Origin of the sequence: Lysinibacillus zambalensis (assembly GCF_040183165.1) — a bacterium.
Lineage (GTDB): Bacteria > Bacillota > Bacilli > Bacillales_A > Planococcaceae > Lysinibacillus > Lysinibacillus zambalensis.
On sequence record NZ_JBEGDG010000078.1, the window covers coordinates 1 to 381 of the forward strand.

1 pseudogene is annotated in these 381 nt (G+C 37.5%); it reads left to right on the plus strand.

The features are described 5' to 3' along the window. Window positions 1-381, plus strand: a pseudogene (locus ABNX05_RS26120) (IS21 family transposase); the annotation flags it as partial.

Genomic DNA, 381 nt, shown 5'->3' on the forward strand with positions numbered 1-381 from the left:
GATTGCAGCTTTACTATCAGAAGATTCGAAGCAAGTCTTTTATTACCGTCGTGTACTTTGGCAATATTTGAAGGATAATCATGGCTTAGAGTGTGGTAGTTCTACATTTCGTCGCTATATTGCAAAAACGCTTGAGTTCGCAGCTTATTTTACAGATCAAGTACGTATCCCTTCACCAAAAGGAACGACAAGATTTGAAACTCCACCAGGTCAACAGGCTCAATTTGACTGGAAAGGAAGTATTCCGTTTGAAACAAGTGATGGTGAAAAAGTAGAAGTAAACGTAGGTGTACTTGTACTTGGATATTCACGATTCCGTGTCTTTACGCTAACATTGCGCAAAACACAAGATATTTTATTTTCATTTTTAACAGAAGCTTT